The 24388-nt window shown below is 53.2% G+C and carries 17 protein-coding genes; 12 read left to right on the top strand and 5 right to left on the bottom strand.

Annotation, left to right across the window (positions count from 1 at the left end; all coding sequences use genetic code 11):
- Positions 1–3 precede the first annotated feature (3 nt).
- A complete protein-coding gene (locus tag K7P01_RS26535; protein WP_267297624.1) occupies positions 4–822 on the bottom strand; it encodes a hypothetical protein in 819 nt (272 codons plus the stop codon).
- 462 nt (positions 823–1284) lie between these two features.
- Between K7P01_RS26535 and K7P01_RS26530 the strand changes: the two genes are divergently transcribed.
- The 4 genes from K7P01_RS26530 (at position 1285) to K7P01_RS26515 (ending at position 7363) form a co-directional block, all read left to right on the top strand.
- On the top strand, positions 1285–1851 hold the full coding sequence (locus K7P01_RS26530) for an NUDIX domain-containing protein (protein ID WP_267297623.1): 567 nt from the start codon (positions 1285–1287) through the stop codon (positions 1849–1851).
- The gene (locus K7P01_RS26525) at positions 1835–3862 is read left to right on the top strand and encodes a tetratricopeptide repeat-containing sensor histidine kinase (RefSeq protein WP_267297622.1); all 2028 of its coding nucleotides are present in this window, start codon (positions 1835–1837) and stop codon (positions 3860–3862) included. The genes K7P01_RS26530 and K7P01_RS26525 overlap by 17 nt, the downstream gene beginning before the upstream one ends.
- Positions 3863–3908: 46 nt before the next feature.
- Positions 3909–4538 carry a response regulator gene (locus K7P01_RS26520; protein WP_267297621.1) on the top strand — a complete coding sequence of 210 codons (630 nt, stop codon included), beginning with the start codon at positions 3909–3911 and terminating at the stop codon, positions 4536–4538.
- Positions 4539–5116: 578 nt separating this feature from the next.
- Entirely contained in the window at positions 5117–7363 is a 2247-nt protein-coding gene (locus tag K7P01_RS26515; protein WP_267297620.1) for a LamG-like jellyroll fold domain-containing protein, read from the top strand.
- A 12-nt stretch (positions 7364–7375) separates the two neighbouring features.
- On the opposite strand, the gene ppk1 is transcribed toward K7P01_RS26515, so the two are convergent.
- Together ppk1 and K7P01_RS26505 are read right to left on the bottom strand one after the other, a co-directional pair.
- A complete protein-coding gene (gene ppk1 / locus K7P01_RS26510; RefSeq protein WP_267297619.1) occupies positions 7376–9430 on the bottom strand; it encodes a polyphosphate kinase 1 in 2055 nt (684 codons plus the stop codon).
- A gap of 28 nt (positions 9431–9458) precedes the next feature.
- Positions 9459–10034, bottom strand: a complete 576-nt coding sequence (locus K7P01_RS26505) for a sugar O-acetyltransferase (protein ID WP_267297618.1) — start codon at positions 10032–10034, stop codon at positions 9459–9461.
- A gap of 344 nt (positions 10035–10378) precedes the next feature.
- On the opposite strand from K7P01_RS26505, the gene K7P01_RS26500 reads away from it, so the two are divergent.
- Both K7P01_RS26500 and K7P01_RS26495 read left to right on the top strand, forming a co-directional pair.
- The gene (locus tag K7P01_RS26500; protein WP_267297617.1) at positions 10379–10933 is read left to right on the top strand and encodes an RNA polymerase sigma factor; all 555 of its coding nucleotides are present in this window, start codon (positions 10379–10381) and stop codon (positions 10931–10933) included.
- An 84-nt stretch (positions 10934–11017) separates the two neighbouring features.
- On the top strand, positions 11018–12037 hold the full coding sequence (locus tag K7P01_RS26495) for a FecR family protein (protein WP_267297616.1): 1020 nt from the start codon (positions 11018–11020) through the stop codon (positions 12035–12037).
- A gap of 20 nt (positions 12038–12057) precedes the next feature.
- Here K7P01_RS26495 and K7P01_RS26490 read toward each other — a convergent pair whose 3' ends face one another.
- Positions 12058–12396 (bottom strand): hypothetical protein, encoded by a 339-nt coding sequence (locus K7P01_RS26490; protein WP_267297615.1) that lies wholly within the window; start codon positions 12394–12396, stop codon positions 12058–12060.
- On the opposite strand from K7P01_RS26490, the gene K7P01_RS26485 reads away from it, so the two are divergent.
- The 6 genes from K7P01_RS26485 to K7P01_RS26460 all read left to right on the top strand — a co-directional run bounded on the left by K7P01_RS26485 (position 12385) and on the right by K7P01_RS26460 (position 22061).
- Complete coding sequence (locus K7P01_RS26485) at positions 12385–15579, top strand: TonB-dependent receptor (RefSeq protein WP_267297614.1); 3195 nt, start codon at positions 12385–12387, stop codon at positions 15577–15579. The two genes, K7P01_RS26490 and K7P01_RS26485, sit on opposite strands and share 12 nt — an antisense overlap.
- A gap of 271 nt (positions 15580–15850) precedes the next feature.
- Positions 15851–17296 carry a T9SS C-terminal target domain-containing protein gene (locus K7P01_RS26480; protein WP_267297613.1) on the top strand — a complete coding sequence of 482 codons (1446 nt, stop codon included), beginning with the start codon at positions 15851–15853 and terminating at the stop codon, positions 17294–17296.
- Between the two features lie 173 nt (positions 17297–17469).
- Positions 17470–18987 (top strand): IPT/TIG domain-containing protein, encoded by a 1518-nt coding sequence (locus K7P01_RS26475; protein ID WP_267297612.1) that lies wholly within the window; start codon positions 17470–17472, stop codon positions 18985–18987.
- 137 nt (positions 18988–19124) lie between these two features.
- Positions 19125–20090 carry an NHL repeat-containing protein gene (locus K7P01_RS26470; RefSeq protein ID WP_267297611.1) on the top strand — a complete coding sequence of 322 codons (966 nt, stop codon included), beginning with the start codon at positions 19125–19127 and terminating at the stop codon, positions 20088–20090.
- A gap of 14 nt (positions 20091–20104) precedes the next feature.
- Positions 20105–20398, top strand: coding sequence for a hypothetical protein (locus K7P01_RS26465; protein ID WP_267297610.1), 294 nt, complete (start codon positions 20105–20107; stop codon positions 20396–20398).
- A gap of 55 nt (positions 20399–20453) precedes the next feature.
- Positions 20454–22061, top strand: coding sequence for a S8 family serine peptidase (locus K7P01_RS26460; protein ID WP_267297609.1), 1608 nt, complete (start codon positions 20454–20456; stop codon positions 22059–22061).
- Between the two features lie 237 nt (positions 22062–22298).
- Here the strand turns inward: K7P01_RS26460 and K7P01_RS26455 are convergent, their stop codons facing one another.
- Positions 22299–24224: a glycosyl hydrolase family 18 protein gene (locus K7P01_RS26455; protein WP_267297608.1), complete on the bottom strand. Its 1926-nt coding sequence runs from the start codon at positions 24222–24224 to the stop codon at positions 22299–22301.
- Between the last annotated feature and the right edge of the window lie 164 nt (positions 24225–24388).

Genomic DNA, 24388 nt, shown 5'->3' with positions numbered 1-24388 from the left:
CCGCTAGGCGCCTGCCGCGCCGAGGATTTTAGCGGCGCCTGCGTATTTCACTTCTTTGACGATGCTATCGCCGTATAGGGCGCCGAAGCGGATGCCGATGGCAAGGATGAGTGTATAGGCGTCGTCTTCGGGGATGCGGTCCAGTGCTATTTCGAGTGTGGAGGATGGGCAGCCTTGTTTGGATGCGTACCAGGGGGTTATGGCTTTGAGTGTGCCGGTGCCGTTGTTAGTGCCATACCATTGGGGTGGCTGATACTCTTTTTGATCATGGTTATAGATGAAGTCGGGAGCCATGCCCAGGGAAATCTCAACGCGAAATAATGCGTGATCGTCTTGTGGAACAAAATTGACGTCCCGCATCAGGGCCGGGATGTTTACACGCGCGGTGCGGCTGGCGCGGTCCAGCGACCATTCCAGTGTTGTTCGAACAATGACGTCGAACAGGTTAGTCTTATTCAGCGGGAAACCTCGTAGCACATCGGGATATTTAGACAGCGCTATTCCGCGTGCGCCCTTTGGATTGAGCGTATCTTGTTTTTGTATCAGTTGCATCAGTCCGGTGATCGGCGCACTGAAGTTAAACCCGCCCGATAAATCGCGAAGACTGACAAACGTAAGTCGCAGGTGTTTACCGGCTAATGCGCAGGCGGTAAACTCCTGATTGTTTAATCGTGTCAGTGCAAAGTTTGGTGCATGCAGTATTTGCTCACGGGTCGGTCCGCCTTTTTGACGGACAATCTTGTTGTCGAGACCACGCGCCTGATAAATGCTGAGATTTCCCAGCGGCCCGGTGATGTCGAGCCCTTTTTTTAAAGTTGCCATACGTATATAATTTGGTTAAGTGATTACAATACCATCCCAGGCGGCACCTGTAGGCGCCGTCGTGAAGTCATTGAAATTTGTCGAGCGTACGACTCTTCCTGCCAGGTAAACCGACGGTTAGCGGGTGTAGTCTCCGTCCTTTAGCACGGGCTTATATCGGACTATACTCGGGCTATACACGGACTCAACACGGAGACATCCCCGCACTACCCGGTCTCGCGAGAGCAAATTTCAATGCGCTGCTATACTTTTTTTGTTATTCTCTAAAAGAACGCGATGGGAACGATGTTTGCAAATGTGCGGAGCGGTGGACTTCCGGATATAGCCGTTTTGTCCTAAAACTTCCTATTATTTCCGGAAATGGTATAAAACTTCCGCATTCGATTGCAGTGTAGGTTTTGTAGGAGTAGGGAATCCCCGTTCCAGCCATTATCTTCAACGCTCAAACAATTCCTACCCCGTATGAAGATCGAAAAAGAAGAGGTGCTGCTTCGCGAAGGCATTGTGGTGGAGAAGGCCACGGTCCGCGACGACGAGGATAATGTATTTCCACGGTATCGTGTTAACCGTCCGGATGTGGCGGCGGTGCTGCTGTTTAATACCGACACGCAGAAGATTGTTCTTACGCGCCAGTTCCGCTATGCGGTGGCGGCCAAGATACCGGAGTCGATCCTGGAGATTGTCGCCGGGCGGCTTGATGCCGGGGAAACGCCTGAGGCGGCGGCGTTGCGCGAAACGGAAGAGGAGGCGGGATATCGCGTCCGTCCGGACCAGCTCTCATTGCTGGTGTCGTGTTTTGCTTCGCCGGGCTACAGCTCCGAGCGGCTGAACATTTATTACGCGGCCGTGACCGATGCTGACAAGCTGAAGGACGGTGGGGGCGGGCTCAAGAACGAGCACGAATACATCGAGCTGGTGGAGCTGACGATTCCCGAATTCCGGCACCTGCTGCGGGAAGGCGGCATTCAGGATGCCAAGACCTATGTGGCGGGGTTGTATAAATACGGCCCGAATGGCGGATTTCAATAAAAAGTCGCCGGATCGTATCTTTCGCGATATGAGCGATTCCATTCGGATAGTATGGCGGCGTGTTTGGATGGCCGGTGCACTGCTGGTAGCGGTAGGGGTGGCTACGTCCGTGGAGGCGCAGATGATGATGGGCCTGGACACCGATAGCCTTCGGCAGGTGCTGCGACGCCTGCCCGACGACACCAACAAGGTGCACGCGCTGATCACCACAGGGCAGCAATATGAAATGTCCCACCAGGATTCCGCCATGTACTATTATACGGCCGCCCGGACGCTCAGCGACAAGCTCCGCTATCCCGCGGGGGTATTGGCATACTATGCCAACATCACGGCCGTGCTGAATGTGCAAGGCAAGTTTGCCGAATCGCGCAAGCTCAACGAAGAGGCTGTCGACGTGGCCCGTCGCCACGGTTTAAAACTGCAGCTCGGAAAGGCCTACGCCAACCTGGGGGCTGTGTGCCAGTACCAGGAGGATTACCGCGCCGCGATTGACTACTACCTGAAGGCGTTGCCGATCATCAAGTCGTTCGGCCAGGAGCAGGCCGAGGCGATGCTATACAGCAATCTGTGCGGCTTGTACCGCAACCTGCTGCAGCCGGAAAAAGCGCTCGATTACGCACAGCAGGCGGTGGCCCTCGGCGAGCGCCATAACGACCCGTATGCCATTGGCAACGGCTGCATCAACCTGGGCAATGCGCTCAAAGATTTGCACCGCCTCGAGGAAGCGATCGAGGCCTATCAACGCACACTGAAGATCGGCGGGGAGGTAGGCGATCTGCACATGCAGGAGACTTCCCTGATCAATCTCGGCGAGGTGTATATCCAACAGGACCTGGTGCCGCAATACATGGATGCATTCCTGCGTGCGCTGCCGCTGACGGATGTGCTGGAGGACGTGTCCGGTAAGGCCTTTGTCTACAAAGGCATAGCCACGGGGTTGTTCCAGCAGCGTAAGTTCCAGGAAGCGGATGCGTACATCTGGCAGGGGCTGGAATATGCACGCGAGCACGATCAGAAAGAAGTCATGGCGGCGCTTTACCTGTTGCTGTCAGATGTTCACCTGGTGCTGCATCACTACGATGCGGCTGACCGCTACCGGGCACGACACGATTCGCTCAACCACGTGTTGTTAAACGGCACGCTGCTGAAAGACGTACAGGAGCTCGAAACCCGGTACAAAGTAGGAGAACAACACAACGAGCTTTTACGCAAAGACCTGCTGCTGCAACAGCGCGAAGCTGAAACAGCCCAACACAGGTTCTGGTTGATTGCGGCGATTATTGTGTGCGTGCTTATGCTGGTCTTGCTGGTGTTGGCAGTATTGTTTTACAGACAACGGCGGCAGCTCCACCAGACTGCGCTCCAATCCCTGCAAGCCGAGCAGGAGACCATTCGTCTGAAAGCGACCCTGGATGGGCAGGCGCAGGAGCGGCAGCGCATCAGTGAAGAGTTGCACGACGACCTTGGGGGCGGACTCACGTCCATGTTGTTTATCAGTCGCGCCTTGCGCCAGGCGCCGGAGGAGCACGCCACGTTGTCGACCAAGATGGAAACCATTGCCTCTAAGCTCATCGATAAGATGAACGAGATCATCTGGGCGATGAGCCATGAAAACGATACGCTGGCCGATCTGGTGGCGTATATCCGTGTCCAGGCGGACGAGATGCTCAAGAATGCCGACATTCAGTTTACCTGCCAGGTACATGCCCCGATTCCCGAGATCCAGTTATCGCAACATGATCGTCATCAGATCTACCTGGTGGTCAAAGAAGCGTTGCACAACATTGTCAAACATGCCCGCGCCAACGCCGTGACAATCGACTTTCATAGTTTCACCCCCTTGCGCGTCAGCATCCGTGACAATGGCAGGGGCCTGCCGGCAACTCCCGATGCCCTGATGGGCAATGGGTTACGCAATATGCAAAAGCGCGCACGCGAGTTGCGGGGCGCCTTAAAAGTATTTGGCGACAACGGAACCGTCGTCCAATTAGAGACGGTTTTACCTGTATAACTTTTGTTCTATTGATCGAGCGGTTTGGCTTAACCCATCTTGCCTTATGGATATGATTCACCTGGCCGTGGTAGAAGATGTTTTGGAGATACGGGAAGGTTTAAAATTCCTGTTGAACCAGCGGAAGGACCTTACCTGTCCATTTGTTTATGCGTCGGCCGAAGAGGGTCTTGTCGGGCTGTTGCAGAACCCGCCGGAAATCGTGGTGATGGATATCAGTTTACCGGGCATGAGTGGCATTGAATGTATGCGACAGGTAAAGGCCAAACGCCCCGAGATGCAGTTCCTGATGTTTACCGTATTCGAAGATGCCGAGCAGATCTTCCAGGCGCTCTCGGCCGGTGCGAATGGTTATTTATTGAAGAACGCGTCACCGGACAAGATCATCGAAGCAATCCGCGAGCTGCACCAGGGTGGTGCGCCGATGAGCACGGCGATCGCCCGTAAAGTGGTAGGATCGTTCCGGCCGGTGGAGGCCGTACCGGAGAACAGCGGCCTGTCGGTCCGCGAGCGCGAAGTGTTGGAGTATCTTGCCAAGGGACTGTTATACAAAGAGATCGGCGATCAACTTGGCATCAGCACCGGCACGGTGCGTCAACACATTCATCATATCTATCGGAAGCTCCACGTACAGAACCGTACGGAAGCGCTCAACAAAGCCTTTGGTACACGCTAGCCTTACAACGGAGTACAAAAAAAAGTAGCGATCTCGCGACCGCTACTTTCCGTTTATCATAACCTAGTCCTAATGATACAAAGGTACACGCGGGCCGGAAAAAATCGAATTATACTGTGTTATGAAATTATTATTGATGAGATGGTATAATTCATATACTGTTTTACCGGAGAAAGGGATGAAATAAAAAAAGGAGCAGCCCGAAAGTCGCTCCCTTTTTTCATTAACCCAAATCCTATGACACAAAAGTAACAGGCTGGTGTTGGACTGACGTATATACGGTATTATCAAATCATTATCTTCTGGTGTGTGCTATACAGTTATGCAGGCAACATCCTGTTATCGGTTGTTGTGATCACACGGACGTTTGCTGGCATCGCGACATCACGCGCAGTGGCGGTATATATGCTGTTTCCGTGGCAGATGCTTTGGCGTAGGAGCTGGGAGCCCACCCCGGCGTGCATCGTTGCCGTTGTGTATGACGACAAGGGATCCAGGTTCGGGTGAAAATAGTGCGGTAATACTCCCGCGATGTGGTTATCTTGCGTCGCAGAATTTTTCGTTTGATTTCGTTTTCTATGCGTTTTTCAGTGGTTTTTGCGGTTTTCCTGTCTTTTGCCTCTTCGGTGGTTGCACAAACGATCGATTATGTCGGGTCTGGACGTGCCTTGCAATTCGACGGTGTTGACGATTACGTGGACCTGGGCAATATTTACGATGATGTCAAGCTTCCGTTGACGATTTCGGTATGGACGAACCTGGACAATTCGGCGTCGGGTTTAAACCCGATCTTCACAAGCCAGGACAATTCGCCGCTTTATAATGGGTTTTGGTTTCAAATGTCGGAGAACAATTTCTCGGTCGAATATGGCGATGGCCAGGGGGAAGATAACCCTGCGTATCGTCGCGCGATATCGTCGACCGTCGGCAATAAACGGGGACGCTGGATACACCTTACTGCTGTGATGCGGGGTGCCACGGATATGGATCTGTACCTGAACGGTGTGCGCGTGAATGGCAACCCTTCTGGTTCGAGCGACTTGCCGATGGCGTCAAATTTTCCAAACGATGTCGCCAAGATAGGATACTACGTTACCAATAGTACCGTGTATCGCTTCAAGGGTATGCTGGATGACCTGCGTATCTGGGATCGGGCGCTGACCGAAACGGAGATCCGGGCGACGATGTGCAGGAAACTGACGGGCACGGAAAGCGGGCTGATCGGGTACTGGAATTTCGATGAGACATCCGGTGCGACCGTAAAAGATGTTTCGTCAAAGCATTACGACGGTATACTTCACGGCAACCCTACCCGGGTATATTCCGGCGCGGCGATTGGCGACGAGAGCACCTATCTTTATCCGGCGGCTCCATGGACCACCGCGACAGCAATGGTCTCGGCTGACGGAACACACGAGCTGGTGGTCAAGAACGTGAAGGGCGCGCCACAAGGCATGCACCTGTACCGGGTAAATGCCTTGCCCAGCCAGACAGGTGGATTGGATATGGCGCACGTCGGGCAGCCCTATTTCGGAGTGTTTTCCGCCGGAAGCGGCACCGGGTATACGTTCGACCTGGAGTATCTGTACGACGGGCACGCGCCGTGCACGGTGAGTACGCGTACTAACAACAGCGGGCCTACCTGGGAGACGGTGACCACCACCACCGGCATTGCCGATCGGTTTGAGGTCTTGCGTAATGACCAGGCGTCCGCTCCCATTACGGTGGGCCTGGGGCCGGACCAGCTGATCTGCGACCAGCCTTCGCGTTCACTGACGGCGACCACGCCGCATACAGGGACCTTTCTGTGGAGTACGGGGGCGACCACGCCCACTATTACCATCAACGCTTCGGGATCATACTGGGTCGAACTCACGAACGGCTGCCGGTTCGACCGGGATACGGTGGAGGTGACTTTCCGTCAGAAGCCCGTGGTATCGCTCGGCGTCGACAAGGTCCTTTGTGTGATGGTGCCGGGCAAGCTTCAGCCGGTGACCGGAGTTTCCGGTGACTATGCCTTTACCTGGCAGGATGGCTCCACGCAGCCGGTATACGACGTGCGTGATTTTGGCAAATACTGGGTCGAGGTGACGAATGCGTGTGGTATGGATCGCGACACAGTAGAATTTGCCGAACAGCCCCAGGAATCCATCGTGTTCGACCTCGGTGAAGAGCGGCGTGTGTGTGACCAGCCGTCGGTGCAGCTCTCCACGGATCTCCCCATCATCGGAAGGACATTCCTGTGGAGTACAGGTGCCACGACACCATCGATCGCCGTGACGACGACGGGGGAATATTGGGTGACGGTTGAAAATGCCTGTACGCAGCGGTCGGACACCATTCGCGTGACAATGGATGTCTCGCTTGTTCCTTTTACGCTGGGGGAGGATGAGGTTGCGTGTGAAATGAAGGAGAGGGTGCTGGTGGCAACGGTGCCATCCGGCGCCAGCATTACCTGGCAGGACGGATCAACCTCGCCGACCTTACCGGTGAAAGAATTTGGTGTTTATTGGGTGGATGTGCGCAATGGCTGCGGTGCGATACAGGATACGGTGACTTTTACAAAGCTACACTATGTACCGGAATTTATGCCGAATATCATTACCCCGAACGGCGATGACTGGAATGAGTACTTTATCGCTATACCGAATCCCGATGCTATTCCGGTGGCGCTTCAGGTATATAACCGCTGGGGAATGCAGGTATACCAGGAGCCGCTTTATAAAAACGATTGGAATGGAGGCGGCCTGACTACTGGCGTATATTTCTATCGCCTGACAGGCGCCTGCATTCCAGAGCAGAAAGGTATGCTAACGATCCGTTAGCATTTTTTTGCGCTAGATCATTTCTGCGATTTGCTGTTGCGAGCGCACGGGTGCAACGCCCGGCGGCCGTGTGACGGGTATGTTTTGCAAGTGGTCGTCGAGGATCACCGCCTGCTCGGTATCCTGAAGCTGCCATTGCAGCATATTTTTAACGATCGTTTTTAAAGCGCTGTCGCGCAAGGGAAAGCATACCTCTACCCGTCGGTATATATTCCGGTTCATCCAGTCTGCCGAGCCGAGGAAAATCTCTTCGTCGCCGGCATTGCGGAAGATAAACACACGGCCGTGTTCCAGATAACGGTCGATGATGCGGCGTACGGTAATGTTTTCGCTCATGCCCGGCACGCCCGGGATGAGGCAGCACACGCTGCGTACGATCAGCGATACGTGTACGCCGGCGCGCGAGGCGTCGTACAGTTTGCTGATCAGTACTTTGTCTTCCAGGTTGTTGAGCTTGATGGTGATGGCGGCCGGAATGCCTTTGCGGGCAAAGGCGATCTCCCGCTCGATAAGCTGTAAAAATTGTTGCTGTAAATTGAATTGGCCAACCAGCAGGTAGCGGAAGGCGATGGAGGGCGTGGCGCCGGGACGTCTTTTTTGTTTGAGGAACCGGAATACCTTTTCGATCTCCAGCAGCATGGGCTGGTGGGCGGTAAATAAAATATGGTCCGTATAAAAACGCGCGGTGCTTTCGTTGAAGTTGCCCGTGGCCAGCAGGCCGAGGTATTCGGTGCCGGTGACGGTCTTGCGTTTAAGCATGGCCATTTTGGCGTGTACTTTCAGGCCCGGGAGGCTTTGGATGACCTGTACGCCCGAGGCTTTCATTTTTTTCATCCAATGTAAATTGTTGGCCTCGTCGAACCGGGCCTTCAGCTCGACAAAGACCGTTACTTTCTTGCCGTTGCGTGCCGCGTTGATCAACGCATGGGCAATGCGCGAATCGTGGGCGACGCGATACAAGGTCACGTAGATGCGGGTGACGTACGGATCGATGGACGCTTCGTTAAAGAAGCGCAGCACGGCGTGGTAGGTGTGATAGGGTGGATGCAGGAGGATGTCACGCTCGCGGATCTCTTCGCAGAGCGAGCCTTCGGGATTATGCGGAATGTAGGGCCGGGTGGTCCAGGGCGCGTAGGAGAATGACGGATCTTTTAGCGGCAGCGATGCCAGGTCTTTCAGGTTGTGGTGTGCGCCGCCTTGTACAAAGGTGGCCTTCTTCAACCCCAACTGTTTTTTAAGATACGCCAGGATGTGCGGTGGGATGCCGGGCTCGTGCAGGAAGCGGGTGGCGAATCCCAGCTCACGCTGCGTGATCTTGCGTTCGATCTTCTTGGCCAGGTTGCCTTCAAACTCGTCGTTCAGGTCCAGCTCGGCATCGCGGGTCACCTTAAAGCTGTGACAGGCGAGGATGCGGTCTTCACCAAAGGCCTTGCTGAGGTTGGCGCGGATGATGTCTTCCAGGAAAAGTATATACTGCATGCCGCCGTGGTGGAAGCTGTAGAACCGTGGCAGGTGATGCGTGGGCACGCGTACCAGGCTGATGCGTTCGGTGCCGTCGGGGTCCGCGTGCGCGATGACCAGGTATAGCGTATTGTTCTCGGGGAAGAAGTCCGTGCGTTCGGGCAACGGTATGATGTGGAGAAAGGTGGCGGCGTCGTGTGCAAAGGCGTCGTGCACGGCCGGTAAGATCACGTCGGGGATCGGCGAGTGATAGAGCAACCGGATGTTGTGTCGCAGGAGCGCGGGCAGGATCTGCGTGATCATGGTTTGCCCGAACTGTTCTTGCTGCGTGTGAATGGTTTGTGTGACGTCGGGCAACACATCGACCAGGTCGCGGCCGCCGCTTTTGGTGGCCAGCGTTTGCAGGGCCATCAGCGCCGGTACGCGTACGCGATAAAATTCGTCTAGGTTGGATGAATAGATGGACAGGAACCGGATGCGTTCCATCAACGGCACGCTTTCGCGTTGGGCTTCGGCCAGCACGCGCGCATTGAAAGAAAGCCAGCTGAGGTCACGGTCAAAGAAGCGGTCGGGGGGCTGATTTTTTTTTGTCTTTTTATCAGGCATACAGAACAAGTGAGAACACTACGATTGATCAGTCCGGCAATGTGCCATTAGCCGTCAGGTTGCGAACGACACGGGCGGGGTTGCCGACGGCCAGCGAGTCGCTCGGTACGTCGCGTGTGACCACGGCGCCGGCGCCGATCACACACCGGTCGCCGATGGTCACGCCGGGGCAGAGGATGGCGCCGCCGCCGATCCAGCAGTCGTCGCCGATGGTGATGGGCCTGGCAAATTCCTGCGTGCGGCGCAACATCGCATCGAGGGGATGCGTGGCGGTATAGAGCTGTGCCCCCGGGCCAAACATCACGTTCGACCCGATGGTGACGCGCATGACATCCAGGATGGTACACTGCACGTTGAAGTAAACGTTCTCGCCGCAGTAAATATTATACCCATAGTCACACTGGAAGGGCGGCTCAATATATAAAGAAGGATGGGTGTTGGGCATCAGCTCACGCAGGACGGCCAGCGCGCCGGGCCCTACCACATATTCGGTGATGTTGAGCCGGTGCAGCAGTTGTTTGGCCTGCCGGCGGTCGGCCACAAGTTCGGGATCGAGCGCATAATACAGCTCACCCGCCACCATCTTTTCTTTTTCGGTTTTCATACACGGGGGTTTTGTTGTCTGGTGGGTGTAAGGTAAAAAAAATCCCTTCAGGAACCACCCTGAAGGGAAACACTAACCCAAAGGAATAAACTTACTACTACAACAAAGCTAATCGGTCCAGGCAACGATGGGGTGTGGAAGATGTTATTTTATCGTTATGGATGTCCCGGACTACTGACACGGCGTTTTTCATTCCAGGGTGTCCCGGTATATTCGATTGGTTTATCAACGGATACGAACAACGCTTAGTGGTATCCAGCTGGATTTCAATCGAAATCTTAATAATCAAGTAATATAAATTCCAAGTTTTACCGGTATACTTGGCTACTCTAAAACAGTCCGTTATGTCAGTCGATCGTGAAGTGGTAAAATCTGTTAAAGAAGGTTCTGTTCGCGCTTTTGAGCTTGTGTATACCGCGTACGTGGACCGTGTGTATCGGTTTCTATACACGCTGTTGCGGTCGGGGGAAGATGCCCGGGAAGCTACCCAGGACGTTTTTGTGAAGTTGTGGGACAGTCGTGAGCAGCTGCAGGAAGATCGTGAGCTGGCGTTTTATCTCTTTGCGATCTGCCGCAACCATGCCCTCAATATTTTGCGCAAACGCAAAAGCCAGGCCGGTGTGGCGGAAGAGTATCAACGCGACCAACCGTTGATGGCGTTGTCGGCCGAGGAAGGAACAGAAGACACCTATTCCGTTTTATTAGAAGAGGCTATTGAGACGTTGCCGCCGCGGCGCAAGCGGATCTTTGAGTTGTGCAAAATACAAGGGCTTTCGTATAAGCAGGTGGCCAGCACGCTGCAGATCTCTGACGGCACCGTAGAAGTGCAAGTAGCCAAAGCCATGAAACAGATCCGTTTATACATGGTCAAGCAGGACGTTAGCCGTGTATGTGAATAACGGATCATGATTCCGTAACATATCCTTAATCTTTGCGCGTATAGGAAATCGTACAGGAGGTGTGTATTACAATAAAACGAATACATGCACCTTACCGAAGACCTGTTGCGACGTTATTTCGAAAACCGCTGTACTCCCGGTGAGGAGCGGTTTGTGGAGGAAGCGCTGCAGCGGGATGACGCTGCGATTCCCGGGCTTTTAGAAGACTATTGGGCGCAGTCGGCAAAGGGCGTGCCCCTGGCGGAAGCGGACAGAAAAGCCATGTTCCGTGATATTCGAGAAAGAATTGCCGTGGACGAAGCGCCGCGGAAAGCGGTTTCCCGCCACTGGTTTGGCGGCGTGACGCTCCGTATAGCAGCCTCCGTGACAATCCTGATCGGGGCGCTCGTGGGTGGATATTTTTTCTTCCGGGGTTCACGTCCCGCACAATATTATACGATCACCTCACAGGCCGACCGCCAGCAGATCACGATGCCCGACAGCTCCGTGATCTGGCTGGCCAGCTACAGCCGGCTGACATATTCAAGCAACTATAATAAAGAGGACCGCCGTGTGCGGCTGGTAGGGGAGGCCTACTTTGAAGTACGCCGTGACACCCAGCGGCCGTTTATCGTTGCGACGTCCACACTTTCCACGCGTGTATTGGGCACCCACTTTAATGTGAAAGCAGAACAAGCAGAGGACAACATTGCCGTGACGCTGCTGGAGGGAAAAGTGTCCGTGGCACGGGAGGACAGTGTGCAAGGAACGCTGGAGGAGTTAGCGCTGCTGGATCCCGATCAGCAACTGATCTACAATCGCCAAACAGGTAATGTTACCCGTATGCAGGTGGAGGCATACGACTACGCCGCCTGGAAGGATGGCGTGCTGAATCTCAAGAATTTGACGTTCCAGGAGGCGTTAAGGCGCCTGGAGAAATGGTATGGGGTAACGATTATCGTGTCGGATCCCGCGATTAACCGGTGTATGATCCATGCCAGCTTTAAGAATGAATCGTTGCCGAACGTATTGAAGACGATTGGTATGACGGTCGGATTTACCTATGCAGTTGAATCGCACCAGGTGAAGATTGTCGGCCGCGGCTGCCCGGCGACAACGCGGTAAAGCGGGACATTACTAGATACTTATCCTATGACTATATTCTTTACAAACGCTATGCTTAAGACTTTCACCTGACATAAAAAAGAACAACCGGAAGGGATGGATATCCCTGCCGGTTGCCAAAAGCTTCCCGAAAGGCTTGGCGGCAGTACGGGAAGCGGCTTTAATCTTTTGTAAAACGCAGTATTAAAACCTATTTCAAGTATATGGAAAAAATCCTTTGGAAAGGATTCTGGAATGTCTTTTTCATTTTTATGCGGTACACCTCGATAGTTGGTCTTCTCATTTGTGTCTGCAGCACTCTTCTTTTTGCGGAAACGGGATCCGCCCAGGGCATTCAAAATACCCGTATGAGCCTGCATGTGACGAACATGCCGTTGTCGGACGTATTGGAGGATATCGAACGGCGCACGGGCTTCCGGTTTGTGTATAACCGGGCGGAGCTCGACACCCGCACGCGGGTGAGCCTGTCGGCGGACAATACGTCGGTGGCTGATATTCTGCGGAAGTTGCTTGCGGCCAAACATATGCGTGCGCGGCAAGTGCGTAACAGCATCGTGCTGGTGGCCGAACCGTTGCCGCAGTTGCGGCAGGCGACAGGCAGTATACAGGGCGTTGTGACCGATGCCGACGGCGGGTTGACATTGCCCGGCGCCAGCGTCATGATCGAGGGCACCAGTCAGGGGGCATCCACCGATAAAGATGGCAAGTTTCAACTCACAAAACTGTTGCCGGGTAACTACTCCGTGGTGGTATCGTTCATTGGCTACCAGAGTAAAAAAATAGAGAACATTGCCGTTACGGCCAACAACGCCTCGACCCTTTCGGTGGCCCTTTCACAGGGAGCATCCAGCCTGCAGGAGGTGGTGGTGGAAGCCGGTGTAGACGTGCGGTTTACGCCGATCCAGCATAGCACGGAAGAGTCGCTGCTGTCGGACATGCGTTCTACCAATAATATTGTGACCGGCATCAGCAACGTGCAGATCGTACGCAGCCTGGACCGTGACGCGGCCGACGTGATGCGGCGCGTGCCCGGGGTGACGGTATTGAACAACTTCGTGCTGGTGCGGGGTCTCGACCCACGCTATAACATTACCTACCTGAACGGCATGCTGACACCCAGCACCGAAAGTGACACCCGGGCGTTTGCGTTTAACCTCATTCCCAGTGGCCTGATCGACGATATCAAAATATATAAACTGCCTTCGCCCGAACTTCCGGGCGGCTTTGGCGGTGGCGTGATCAAAGTGGGTACACCGCGTAACCAGGTGGCCCGCCGTTTTGAGGTCAATGCGTCGGCACAGTACCGCACAGGTGAGTCGTCTTTTGCCGACCATTATACCGGTAGTAACAACAGTTCAAAAGATGCATGGGCGCTTGGTGCAAAGGACCGTGAGATGCCGTCGAAATTCTATGATAAGAACTACCAGCTACCCTCGGCCGAATTTTATCCGGGTGAGCGCATGGCGGCTATTCGCACCATGCCGGCTGCCAACAATCTGATAAAGGATCATCATGGCTTCGACCGCCGTTTTTCCCTGAATTATTACGACTCGTATAAATTGCCGGGTGTCCGGCTGAACAACCTGCTTTCGTTGGGCTATACCTACCAACGCGATTTTGATCAGAACCATGTACGGGAACAATGGACGCAGCGTGACTCGATTGACTACGACGGAATGAAGGTGCCCAACATCATGGATCAGTCGTATGACTCGATTTATACGGAAGATGTACGCCTTTCTTTACTGGAGTCGCTGGGGATCATCATCAATGAAAATCATCGCATTGACGTAAACGTGTTTGCGAATCGTAGCGCGGCAGATAACACATTCTTCTCGGCAGCAGGCGATATAGAAGCCAGCGGCGAACCGCTGATTGCCGGTCGGCAGGCAAGGGTGAGAACGTTGTCATTTGAGTATCGTGTGCGTGATCTGATCTCGTCGCAGATAAGCGGTGATCATGTTATGGGACGTCATCGCCTGGGCTGGAGGTTGGGACAGGTAAGTATGGAAGAAAATATTCCGGATTTTCAGATGTATAAGTTTATCCGGCAACCCGGAGGAACCAATTATGATGTGTCGTTCGGTGTAAACCAATCGGGCGAAGCACCCCGTCAATATTACAATACAGAAGATAAAAATAAGCTTGCCGGCCTGGATTACAGCTACGCTCTGACGGATTACCTTACGCTGAAGGCGGGTACGTTGCTGCAATGGAACGAGCGTACATTTGAAAATACCGTGTTTACCGTAACCATTCCCCAGCTTGGAACCGCGCCGGAGGTGACCGGGCAATATATGAATGTGTACCAGCCCTGGACAAACCTGAGCGGTATCTTATCGGACGAAAATTTCCGGGAGGACAGACGCGGTTTTGATATGGTGAACTCGTTCAGTGCCTTGTCGTATGGTTATTCGCAGGATGTTGCCGCTTTCTATGTAGCTCCGCTGATAAAGCTCCTGAATAATAAGCTGGAAATTTTCGGAGGTGTTCGATATGAACGCGAGTTTACCGAGTTGTATGATGCGCAAGGTGTACCCGTGCGTTCTGACCAACGCAGGGTGCAGGTGGTTAATCCGGAGACTGGGGAAATCACGACTGAGACAGTCATCGTAGATCTGCCGGGACCCGATTATGAATATTATTTACCGAGCGCCAACATTACGTGGAACGTTAACGAAAAGAACAAAATCCGCGCAGGGTATGGCAGAACGCTTGATCGGCCAGCATTCCGCGAGCGATCGAGATCGTCTTTCTTCAATACACGCGATGGACGTAATTACCAGGGCAACATTGACCTGGTCAACGCAGAGCTGGACAATTACGACTTACGCTGGGAGTGGTACCCCACGGAAACTGAATTTGTGTCCGTGGGCGGATTCTACAAAGATATCAGCAACCCGATTGAGATCGTGGAGTATGGTTTCCCGTCCTGGAGTCGTCTTTACCGTAAATGGTACAATAAGAAGCGCGCGCAGTTGATCGGTACAGAGCTGGAGGTGCGCAAAAACCTGGCGTTTACCGGATTGCCGTTCGCTGACAGGTTTTCGGTGATTGCCAATGCGGCCTTTGTGCATACTATCCTGGATGACGAGCTGGTGTTGCAGGAGGGGGACGATTCTTCCGTGAAGCCTATCCGTGCTGAACGTCCGCTGACCGGCTCTTCGCCTTATATATATAATGTCAGCTTGTATTATGAAGCACCCGGCAGTAAAGCGGTGGTAACAGTAGCCTATAATGAGATCGGCCCGCGCCTGATCGCTACGGCACCGACCTTTATCGGCAACCTGCATGAGAAAGCACAGCGCCAGCTGGATATTGTCGTCATTCATCCCATTGGTAAATACCTGAAGGTAAAGGGTGGCGTGCAGAACCTGCTGAACCAGGATATTGTACGGTGGCGCGACAGTAACTATGATGGTAGCTATGATCCGGGCAAGTTTAAAACCTTTGAAGGAACAACTGCACCGAAAAGCGACTATGAGTCAGAGCGTTGGAACCAGGGTGCCTACTATTCCCTGGGAGTGACCTGTACGTTTTAAGAAAGACAAATAAAAAGGCCTCTTCGAAAGAAGAGGCCCTCTAAAGAGCAGCATAACTACAAGACATACCTGAATCAACAACTATATGATGTAGAAATCCTAACAATCACATTTCCGGGGGGCAGAAGCTGCTGTGCCGGAAGAGGACAGTGACTCAGCCTTACAGTAGAGTCAAAAGGGGTTGACCTGCTCCTTCAGCGACATGTTCTCAGCATGACGCCGGGTTATGATTAATAACTACTACACAAAGTTAACAAAATTTTAAGAATTTATGAATCGGATTTTCAAATCTGCAGCAATTGTTGCCGTATTGGCTGCTGCCCTTACTTCTTGTGATGATCAAGGTGTATCTCCCCGTCAGGACGCTGCTGGTAAAGCTGCCGCTACTATCGAACTGGGTCTGCCCGGCGGTACTGACGCAGTAGACGCTTTCGGTAACGTTACTGTAAGCCGCAACCTGACCCTGCTGTCCGGTAACACCTATATTTTGCACAACTATTTCCGTGTTCAAAGTGGTTTTAAGCTCACGATCCAACCGGGTGTAATCATTAAAGGTGTTAAAAAAGGTACCAGCGCTACAAACGATCTGGCTCCTGGTACACTGGTTATCGAGCGTGGTGCTGACATCGACGCTATCGGCGACAAAGTAGCTCCGGTTGACTCGGCTATCGTGTTCACGTCTAATGCTACAACTCCGGCTCCTGGCGATTGGGGTGGCGTTGTGATCCTGGGTGCTGCTCCGGTTTCTGTATCTGGTGGTACTACGACTATCGAAGGCCTGCCCACGCCGAACAACACCGGTTTCTATGGTGGTACTGTAGCGAACGACAACTCCGGTACACTGAAGTTCGTACGCATCGAGTACGCTGGTGACATCATCGGTACCGACAACGAGCTGAACGGCCTGACACTGGGTGGTGTAGGCAGCGGTACTACGATCGATCACGTACAAGTATCATACGGTCTGGATGACGCTTTCGAATTCTTCGGTGGTACAGTGAACGCCAAGCACCTCATCTCTTACTACAACACAGATGATGATTTCGACACTGACCTGGGCTTTAGCGGTAAAGTACAATTCGGTATCGTGGTGCGTAACCCTAGCATCGCCGTAACCGGTGGTGGTTCGAACGGCTTCGAGTCAAACGGTGACAGCAACATCGGCGTTGCTCCTTATACTAACGCTGTGTTTGCTAACTTCACCATCCTCGGCCCGATCGATCCCAGCTCTACTACGATTGACTCGCGTTTCCGTTCTGGCGTGCTGATCCGCGTTGGTTCTGAGCTGAAACTGTTCAACTCGATCATTACGGGTTACAAAACTAACCAACTGGAAGTTTCTCCGGCTACTACATTCCCTAGCCTGGTGGTTGTGAAAGGTACAACCATTGTAGCACCTACTTTCAACAGCCTGGCTGGTGTTGGCACCAACCTGTCTAACTTCACTGCTGTTGCTGCTGATGACAACAGATCACTGGTTGCTTCAGTTAGTGGTACTTCTACCAGTCTTAACACACTTATTCGCCAAACTGGCCTGACTGCAAACGCATGGTCCACCACCAGCCGCAGCTTCGTTGCTACTACAGAGCAAGCTGCTGTTAGCGACGCCCTGCTGAGCGGCCTGACTACAACTGATTTCCGTGGTGCATTTGGTAATGCCAGCGACGCAAACAATGCTAACTGGTTTATCTCTGCTCCCTGGGTAGCTTTTAACTAATTGTATAGCGGAAGAGTCAGTTTCGGACTGACTCTTCCCTGACAATATTCCTCGTTAACCTAAACTCTTCTTAGCGGCGACCGCTGAACTGGTCGCCGTTAACAAAAAAAAGAAACCCCTTTGATTGAAAGAATACCCCATATAAACACAATAAACCAAAAGAAGTGCAACGAATGAAAAACAGAAAATTACAATCTTTGGCGGCGTATGCGTGCGGTTTGTTACTAACCCTGATAATGACATCTATCTTTGTGTCGTGTAGCGATGATGATGGTGATGACGACGGAGGGGGCGCTGCACTGACAATCACTTCGCTGAACCCAGCCACGGCGCGGGTAGGTGAGACTGTGACTATTACCGGTACAGGTTTTAGTGCTACGCCAAGCCAGAATACCGTTATGTTCAAGACTTCATTAACCGCCGACGCCCCTGCCATGGTGCAGGAAGCTACTGCTACGGCGCTGAAAGTGGTTGTGCCGATAAATGCTGTTACGGGTACCATTACCGTCACGGTAGCAGGTAAGTCGATAACGTCGCCCCAGCCTTTTACAATAGATGAGTCGCTTGGCGCGCCGGTACTCGCCAGCCTGAATCCAACCAGTGGTTTTGTCAATGCTGAGATAACTATTACAGGCTCCAGCTTTGGTGACGACAAGGATGCCATTGACGTGTTCTTTGGGACGGCTGAGGCTACAGATGTAGTTACAGTAACTGCTACAACGATTACTGTGAAAGTACCTGCATCAGTAGCAGCCGGGGAGCTTGATGTAAAAGTAGTGCGTGATGGTGTCACATCATCCAACACCTTACGTTTTACAGTAAACGCAACACCGGTTTCCGTTAAGACGGTATATTGGGTTGATAATAACAAAGTATATCGTGGTGAGATTGGTGACAACGGTATTGAAGTTACCAAATTGTATGATCAGGATGGTTTGGCCGTACAGGGTATTGCCATCGATACAGAAGGGAGCTATATCTACTGGGGACGCGTTAATGGTGTTTCGCGTGCTCCGATCGACGGATCGGGTCCTATTGAAGAAGTGTATACTGATGCGCAGAAACTTAACAGCGTGACTGATATAGCTGTTGATCATACTGGTGGTTCCATTTATTTTACAAGCGTTGACGCAAACGGTGAGCATTCGTATATTAATAAGGGTACCTTGACCGGCGAAGCCCCCTTTGTAACACTGCTGGATCAGGCCTCTGATGCAATAGGTTTCAACATCAAGCTCGCGTTGGCAGACGGAAAGCTCTACTGGGCAGAACCTGTTACACAGCGAGTTTATTCTGCATCGTTGACCGGTGATTTTTCTCCGACTGTATTATTCAGTGCTGTTTCTAATAATTTGTTAAAGGCACCGGTAGGAGTGGCAGTTGATAATGTTTCTAATAAGATATTTATTACTGACAATGGCGAGCTTTTAGGGGTCGGAGAAAGCTCTATTTTAACAGGTAATCTGGACGGTACTGGCAGCCTTACAACACTGGTTTCAGCAGGCAGCAACGTACGTACCCCCTATGATGCCGAGATTGATACGGAGAATGGCTACTTTTTTTGGCTGAATTCAGTGAGCGCCGGCGGGGCAGGATCAGAGATTATGCGGGTTAAACTGGATGGAACGAATGTGGAAAAATTGTTTGACGGTTTTGAGAATGGTATCAACTTTGATATCGATATCCGCTAAGGCAACGTGCTGTTGTAAATAATTTGTTAGCTGCTACATTTCGAATGGGCTCCCGAACATTCCTCGTCCTGTCAGGACGGGGAATTGTTTGAGGCCGCTATAAAGATTAATTCCTTTCTGTGAGGTTTGCCTATACAATGACCCATATTATCCTGAGGAGTATTTTCGGGTTTATAGGATTGGTCGCGATGCTGCTGACCTCCTGCGATACAACGGATGATCCGGTAGCGTATGTCGAGCAGACCTATCTGTTTTGGACAAGCGCCAGTGATCACGCCATTCTGCGGGCTTCTCTGGATGTTACTACCGGCGACGCCGTTTTTATCGATACTTTATACGCCGCCAACGACGGTGTTTTTTCTCCCGCCGCTATCGTTGTTGACAAAGCCGCGGCAGTGTTATACTGGACAGACTATGGAACGGGTGATATCGTGCGTGCACCAGCCTTGCGCAAGGGCTCGATGGAAGTACTCTATACTATACCTGCCGATATGCCTGGCCCTGTCGGCCTTACCCTGGACGAAGTGCAGCAACGGCTGTACTGGACCCAGCCGTGGAATGATCTGATCCTCGGCGCCCCTGCGTCGGGAGGCGGTACCGTTGATACCGTGCTTTCGGCTTCCAGCGGAGTGGATGGCGGTTGGGGCATTGCCCTGCAGACTGAGGCAGGGTCGTTGTATTGGGTGGAATATCTCGACGTCGAGCTTAATCGGACGTGGTTGGATGGCACGGGAGTCGTGCAAACCTTGTATGCGGGGGGAAGTGGTTTTTTGAGGCCTTTTAGTGTGGCTGTAGATGGTGACGCTCTTTATATAGTTGATAACCCGATTCCGGGTACGGCTTTACCAGACCGGATTCTGCGGGGGGACGCGGGCGGCGCTGCACCCTTAACAACGTTGTATGATGTCGGGGTGGATAATGCGTATGCCTTGGCTGTCGATACACGGCAGGGCATGCTTTACTGGGTAAATCAACAGGAAGAAGGAAGTATCTGGCGAGGCCGCGTGCAAGGCGGTACAACGCCTGCTAAAGTGATCGACCGGGTCCGTCTTGGTCAGGGTTTGGCGGTTGCTACTTTGCGAATAAAATCTACTGAATTATAATGTAAACATGATGTATGTCACCTGTAAGTCCTACTCACCTGACCCAACTCTTAGCGCGGATGCGCACCTTTTTGGATGAAATCCGAACGTCGGAAGAAGCGGCGCCGGAAGGCATTGACGCCGCGTGGCATGAAGCGCAGATCGCTCGGTTGATGTCACTGCGGCAACGGAAGGATGATTTGTTCGCCGAGCTTAACGACGTAGTGGAAGCGCTGAACGCCGAATACAAAACGGCCGCCCGGCGGCTGGCATTCGACAACCGGCGTGTTCGCCACAGTCGCACTGCCGAGGACGTCCGAGAACTTTAATGTATATTCATCCCGGATTAACAATGCGGTCGTATACAATTCCTATTATCGAGACATGAAGATATTGGCTCTGATTACGCTCGGCCTGATAATGGCCACCACGCTGCAGGCGCAGGATACCCGCTGGCTCGTGAAGCTGAAGCCGGGGTGGGAGCGTGCCGGGGCGCGTTTGCCAATGTCGTCGCTGCAACCTTTGTATCCCGTGCGTGCGGCTGCGACAGGTCGGGGTGCTGTGGCTGCGGAACATTTTGTGTTGACGCTCCCGGCGCGGGGTGACATACAGTCGGTGTTGGCGGAATGGAAAGCGAATGACCTGGTGGCGTACGTCGAGCGGGATGCTGTGGGGTATGCAGCAGAAAACAGTGTGAGAGTGAGTGTGGGAGCGGAAGATTTTCCTGATGACCCTTATTTTGATCGGCAATGGTCGCTGAACAACGACGGTTCTTTTCGCTCGTGGGCAAAAGTTGATGCGGATGTTGATATGCCGGAAGCGTGGGAGGTTACGCAAGGCAGCGAAGGTATTACGGTAGCGATACTGGACAGTGGCGTGCGACTGGGCCACGCTGAGCTAACGGGGCGGTTGTGGGTGAATGCGGGCGAGGTGGCCGACAACGGTTTGGACGACGATGGCAACGGGTATATTGACGATATAAACGGTTGGAACATGGTGGAAGAGAGTCCTAATGTTCGCGATGAGATTGGGCATGGTACGCATGTGGCGGGGATCATTGGGGCGAGTGGTAATAACGGACTGGGGTATGCCGGTGTGGATTGGCATTGCAAGCTAATGGTGTTGAAGGTGTTGCGTAACGATCACTCGGGGTTGTATAGCTGGTGGGCGAAGGCTATACATTATGCGGTTGACAATGGCGCGGATATTATTAATATGTCGTTGGGCGGTACGACTGAGTTGCAGACGCTGGCGGATGCTGTGCAGTATGCGTATGACCACCACGTGTTGGTTGTTGCCAGTATGCAGAACTTCAACAATGACGAGATATACTATCCTGCGGGACATCCGCTGACATTGGCGGTCGGTTCGTCCGATCCTGATGATCGGCGGAGTACGGTGCTGGCGGGGTTACAGGAGTATGGAAGTAATTACGGTGATCATATCGATGTGGTAGCGCCGGGTAATTTTATTTATGGGCTTTCGCATGTTTCTGATACGGACTTTGGCACGCAGATGAGCGGGACGTCGCAGGCAGCGCCGTTGGTGACGGGTATTGCGGCGTTGGTGTGGGGGCATGAGCCGGGGCTGACGCTTGAGTCGTTGGTGCAACGATTGACGGGCTCGGCAGAGGATGGGGTTGGTGATCCGTTGGAGGATACTCCGGGATGGGATCGGTACTATGGGTATGGGCGTGTGAATGCTTATCGGGCGTTGACTACTATGACGGGTGATGGTCCGGTGGCGGGTGGATTGACGTTGTATCCTAATCCGTCGGCTGGGACGTTGACGGCTTTTTATGATCAGGGTACGGCGATGGCTTATACTATTACGGTGGTGAACACGACGGGGCAGGTGGTGCGGATGGTAAAGGGGGAGGCGCAGCGGATGATTCGGGAGGACGGGCTTGATGGGCAATTGGCGGCGGGGGTTTATGTGGTGGAGGTTAAGAATGAGACGGTGCGGTTGCGGGGGAGGGTTGTGGTGAGGTAGTTTTGATCATTGGGTTATATAGTTGTCACGGGTTACGACGTTACCGTTGGGGAGTCGGGAGACTCCCCCCATACGAGGCACAAGTCTCCGCGCCGGGGCGGCGCTAAGACTTGCGCCAGTTATGCCGCTAACGCGGTGTAATACTATATATTGGGTTAATACTATATATAAACTAATGACGATAAAAGAACAGCCCGGCTTTTGGCCGGGCTGTTTGTGTTTATACCCTGTGGGTGATTATTTCTTTAGCAGTTTCAGTTGTTTTTGTGTGTTTTTGTAGATCAGGGTGCCGACGTGAAGGCCGGGCTTCAGGGAAGAGGCGTCTACGGTGATTTCGTGGTGGCCGGCTTCCAGGTAGCCGTTGAACACTTCGATTACCTGGCCATCGGTCGTACCGGCTACGCGCAGGGAGACAGGGCCGGCTTCGGGCAGATCAACGGATACGGTTGTTGTGCTAGTGAAGGGGTTCGGGTATACTGTGCCCGAAGCTTCGGCTACGCGAGCTTGTGCGGCGGCGGATCCATATACTTCGAGCTCGAAGATGGAGTAGCCCCACTCGGTGGCACGGGTTACGCCTTGTACGCGGATGTAACGCGCGCTGCCGCTCAGGCCTGTCAGGTCATTCACCAGGGTGGTGTTGCCGTTGACGGCGCGGAGGTCGTTCCAGGTAGAGCCGTTTGCAGAGCCTTGTACTTTGTAGTCGCGGCCGTAGGCAGCTTCCCACGTGATCTTCACGCGGTTTATGTTGTAGGTGGCGCCGAGGTCTACGGTCAGTGTCTCGGTGTTGCTATAGCCGCTGGACCAGCGTGTGGTGGCGTTGCCGTCTACGGCAAAAGCGGCGGAGAATTGTGCTTCTTCTGTAGACGATGCTGTTACCGATTTGTTCAGGGCCAGGTTGCCTGTAGAGCCTGTACCGCCGGTGATGCTGAACCAGTTGATGTTGATACCTCCGGCCGGGAATGCAAGTGCGATTTCCTGTACGCCGGCCGTCAGCTGCACGGTGTGTGAGATCGTCTGCCAGATTTGCCAGCCGCCGGTTGCCGGGACGTTGATGGTGCCAAACGCGGTGCCACCGCCATAGGACTCCAGTCTGATCTGGCCGCCGGTGCTTTCGCTGGCTACACGGTATTGTACGGTATAGGTGCCGGTAGAGGGTACGTTAATTTTGTATCCTACCCAGTCGCCGGTTTCGATGTAGCCGATGTTCTGGCCACCGCCTGCGTCGGTTGTTGCTTCGGTTTGGATGCCGCTCATGTAGCAGAAGCTTTCGGCTTGCAGTGTGCCGGGCAGGCTAACCGTTGAACAAGTAGGTTGTGGTTGGTCGCCGCCTTTGCAGACGCTGCCCAGTGTGTTGTATACGGCGTTGATGTCACCCCAGGTGGAGATCTCCCAGATCATGATACCGCCCGCGCTGGTCTTGGCCAGGTTTGCTTTTTGTACGTGCAGGTTGGTGTTGTTGTCGGAGCTATAGAAAGGAATGCCCAACACACGCTTTTCTTTGGTTACACCGCGGCTTGTCCAGTAGTTGATGGCGTCAACGGCTTGTGAGTAGGGTGCATTCGACGGGCAGGAGCAGTCGTAGGACATGATGTTGACCAGGTCGAGGATGGCGAGGTTGCCATAGTTGTTTCCATAGTAAGAACCGGCGGGTACCGCGGCTGTGAGCAACTTGCCCATGCCGTGGATGCGGGTGGCCAGCGGATTCATCAGGGCGTTCCAGCGTGCTTGTGACGTAGGATATTCCCAGTCGATGTCGATACCGTCCAGGTTGTATTGCGTGATGAGGTTCGCGCAGCTGTTCACGAACTGGTTGATTGCGGTTTGGTTCGTTGCAATGGCTTCGAACGGTGTGTTGTCAGGCGAAGAACCTAACCAGCCACCAATGGCCAACAATATTTTAGTGTTGGAGGCGTGCCCGAGTGTTACAAGCTCGGAGAGTTTGCCGGAGTTTTCAATGGCAGGAATGGTACCATTGCTGTTCGGAATACCGAAGGAGTAGTTGATGTGTGAATACTTGCTGTAGTCGATGGCGGAGGCAGCGCCGGACCAGCTTGGGAAGTATCCCACGATATTGTAACAGGATTGCGCATCCGCGAAGAGCGGTGCCAGCAGAACGAGCAAGCAAAAGATCAGCGATCGTTTGCCGGGTAGTGGTGTTTTCATAGATAGCGTGATTTGTTTATGAATTTGTTTTATAGTATGGTGAAGATGCAGGGTGGGTGACGGGAACTGTATGTCAAATCGACTAACGGCTATATAACCGGAAGACCCCGGTGTTTCTGACGTAGACCGCGGAGTCTGTTCCCGGTACGCGTGTGTGCGTTACC

It is taken from the genome of Parachryseolinea silvisoli (assembly GCF_021190955.1).
GTDB classification, from domain to species: Bacteria; Bacteroidota; Bacteroidia; order Cytophagales; family Cyclobacteriaceae; genus Ohtaekwangia; species Ohtaekwangia silvisoli.
This window is presented reverse-complemented; position numbering and strand designations above follow the sequence as displayed.